The 3,144-nt window shown below is 62.1% G+C and carries 3 protein-coding genes; 2 read left to right on the plus strand and 1 reads right to left on the minus strand.

The window, feature by feature from the left end; genetic code table 11:
* The first annotated feature begins 457 nt into the window (after positions 1 to 457).
* Together ENZ74_RS26750 and ENZ74_RS26755 are read left to right on the plus strand one after the other, a co-directional pair.
* Positions 458 to 1,906, plus strand: a complete 1,449-nt coding sequence (locus tag ENZ74_RS26750; protein WP_063168931.1) for a HAMP domain-containing sensor histidine kinase — start codon at positions 458 to 460, stop codon at positions 1,904 to 1,906.
* On the plus strand, positions 1,903 to 2,598 hold the full coding sequence (locus ENZ74_RS26755; RefSeq protein WP_013529766.1) for a response regulator transcription factor: 696 nt from the start codon (positions 1,903 to 1,905) through the stop codon (positions 2,596 to 2,598). Before ENZ74_RS26750 ends, ENZ74_RS26755 begins: the two co-directional genes overlap by 4 nt.
* Positions 2,599 to 2,783: 185 nt before the next feature.
* On the opposite strand, the gene ENZ74_RS26760 is transcribed toward ENZ74_RS26755, so the two are convergent.
* On the minus strand, positions 2,784 to 3,144 hold a 361-nt coding region (locus ENZ74_RS26760; RefSeq protein WP_127313104.1), incomplete at its 5' end, for a hypothetical protein.

Genomic DNA, 3,144 nt, shown 5'->3' on the forward strand with positions numbered 1-3,144 from the left:
ATAAAGAGCCTGTGCATGCGCCGGCGCCGTCAGGATGACTGGCAGCAGCAACGACCCCGCGAGCGCCGTGGAGCACAAAAGTACAAGCGGGATATGAGCGAGCGACGATCGCGAATTGTCATGGAATTCCCCCCGTGTGCCGCAAGCAACGATTCCGCGGCCGGCCCGATCGCCGGGCGTCCCGCGAAAATCATCGCTTGCCGCTGCGTCGGGTCGCGTGCGTCCGCCACGCACATCGCCCCGACTGCTTCCTCACAATCCGCCCGGCGAAACCACCAAGACGATCGCGGCCGATGATAAAACGTCCTCTCCCGACAATTCCACCGATCAATTCTATTGAATTCTGACCAATTCTTGCACGGGCGGATCGCGCTTGCCTCCCCGCACAACTCCTGCGAGATTCAACATTTGGCGCATCGGGGGGTGCGGCAGGGGAACCCCGTGCGAATACTCGACCATGCTTGATCTGAAGACCGTTCTGGTTGTTACGTTTGCAACCGCAAGCCTGCAGGCCGTCACCTGGTTGTTTGTGTGGCTGGCGTGGCGCCGCCTCTATGAGTTGAAGTTTCTTGCGGCCGGCTTCGTCGCTATCGCGGCGGGGGTGCTGCTGATTCTCCTGCGTGGGGAGCAGCCGGCGGCCTGGGCCATCGTGCTCCACAACACGATCATCAAGCTAGGCCTGGTGTTGCTGGCCGAGGGTCTGGCGCGCTTTCTGGGACAGCCACGCTATACCTGGATCAGCATTTCACTGCTGATTTTCCAAATTGTCGCATGGAGTGCCGCCCTCGCGATTGATCCAGGCGACATTGCTATACGCATTCACGCATCGACCTTCTTTACGGTCGTGATGATGTCGGTGATGTGTCTTGGGCTGATGCGGGACCGGACGCAACCAACCCTCCTGCGCTGGATCACGATCGGTGTGCTTGCCGAGTATATCGCGGCTAGCGTTCTCCAGAGCATCATCGAATACCGGCTGCCGGTCGATTTTCAAGGCGCCTCAGTTCTGGCCGACCGCAACGCCTGGTATCTGCTGCAGGGCGCGCTGTTCCTGATCGCCTTTTTCGGCTGCCTGCTGTTCATGGTCAGTTCGCGGCTGTCCTCTGCGCTGCTGGAGAAAAATATCGCCCTGTCGCGGGAGGTACGGGAACGACGACGGCTGGAAAGCCGGTTGAACGCGAGCCTGGCGGCCGAACGTGTGCTTCGCGACGAGCAGGCGGACTTCATGCGCGTCGTCAGCCACGAGTTTCGCACCCCGCTCGCCATCATCCGCAACGCGGCCGACATGATCGGCCTTGTCGGCCACAAGTCGCCCGAAGCGACACGAGAACGGATTGCCGGCATTGGCGAGGCGCTCGATCGCCTGTTTTCCCTGATCGACCGCTTCATGGCCAATGATCGCGACAGCGGGTTTCAGCCGGAGATGATACGCGTCGGTTTGCTTATTGCCGATGTGCGGCTGCATTTCGGGATGACCGGGCGCGGCGAGCGCCTGATCTTTACGGCGGATGACGACGCCGTTTCGCTTGTCGCCGATCCCGAGATGCTGGCGACGGTCCTGATCAACCTCATCGACAATGCGCTCAAATATTCGTCGGAGGACCAGCCAGTGGATATCGATGTGCGCAGCGAAGGTCGAAGTGCGGTCATTCGGGTGCGTGACCGTGGCATCGGCATTCCACAGGCTGAGCTTCACAAGATCGGCAGGCGCTTTTTCCGGGCCTCCAATACGATGGCGGTAACCGGAACCGGTCTCGGCCTCTATTCTTCGCGCAAATTGCTGGCCTATCACGGCGGCAAGCTGCAGTTGCTCGCCAACGACGACCAGGGCATTACGTCCATCGTCAGCCTGCCTCTGGCAGGCGAGGCAACGGATCGACTTTCGCCCGAGGAACTGACCGCATGACGCATATTCTGATCGTCGAGGACGAGCCCCGGCTGCGCAAGGATCTGGCGGATTTCCTGGAACTGACGGGCTTCACGGCCGAAGGCGTCGCCACGGCAGGGGAATTGCGCCAGACGCTGGCCAACGGCAGCTCGCCCGCTGTCATCATCCTCGATGTCGGGCTGCCCGATGGGAACGGGTTCGATCTGGCAACCGAAATCCGCAAATCACATGCCTGCGGCATCATCATGCTGACGGCGCTCGGTGACAGCGACGACCGTATCCGTGGCTTTGAGAGCGGCGCCGACATCTACCTGGTCAAGCACAGCACGCTGCGCGAGATCGACGCCGCAATTCGCAGCCTGCTGCGACGGACGGGAGCCCCGCCCGACTCTGCCAACGGCAGCAGCGATCGGTGGGTGCTGGACGGCACGAACTGGATGCTGATCGCGCCCAATCACCGTTCGCTTAAACTGACGGCGGCCGAGTTCGCCTTCATGAACGTGCTCTGCAACCGTAGCGGCGAAATCTGCCAGCGCGAGGATCTGGTGGAGCTTGTCGCCCGTCCCAGGTCGAACTTCGACAACAGGCATCTCGACGCAGTCGTCAGCCGGCTACGCCGCAAACTGGAGGAGCACATCAGCTTGCCCGCGCCGATCAAGGTCGTCTATGGCGTTGGCTACATCTTCACCGCGGCCGCCGCCGTGCAATGAACGTCTGCTCAACGGCTGCTTCCAGACCGAAGCATCGACTGGTCATGGCGCGGCAGGACCTCGATGTGCAGCCTGCAATGTCCGCTCTCAGGAAGCCACCATGCCCGCCCCTAAGACCGAGATTGCCGCCATTCGCAACCTGGTCAATGACGCTCACCGTTGGCCCATAGCGGAACACCCTCAGCTTACTCCTCGCCCTGCTTCTGCGCGATGATGTCGAGCCGCTCGCGGTCGGAGCGTTCGCGCTCGTCGCGGTTGCGCACGTCCTTGTAGGCACGCTCAACCATGTTGGTGCGGGCGGTCGCGGCGGCGATGAGGCCGGCTTCTTGCTTCGCGCTTGCCAGGTTCGCCTCCTGGCGCACGACCGCTTGGGCGATGCGGCGGTGGTAGAGATCGGGGAACAGGGCGGAAAGCGAATCGGCCTGGTCGAAATGGCCGACCAGTTCCCTGGCTTCAGCCTCGGCGGCACTGGCCGCGGCAAGGAAGGTGGCGTGGCGGGTTTCGTGCAGCGCCTTCAGCTGTTCCTGCACCTTGACCAGTTTCTTC

The organism is Mesorhizobium sp. M7A.F.Ca.CA.002.15.2.1 (assembly GCF_003998715.1).
In the GTDB taxonomy this organism is placed as follows: domain Bacteria; phylum Pseudomonadota; class Alphaproteobacteria; order Rhizobiales; family Rhizobiaceae; genus Mesorhizobium; species Mesorhizobium ciceri.

Excerpts from the sequence above, each read along its gene's own strand:
- ENZ74_RS26750 (WP_063168931.1), top strand. The coding sequence starts at position 458 with ATGCTTGATCTGAAGACCGTTCTGGTTGTTACGTTTGCAACCGCAAGC.
- ENZ74_RS26755 (WP_013529766.1), top strand. The coding sequence starts at position 1,903 with ATGACGCATATTCTGATCGTCGAGGACGAGCCCCGGCTGCGCAAGGAT.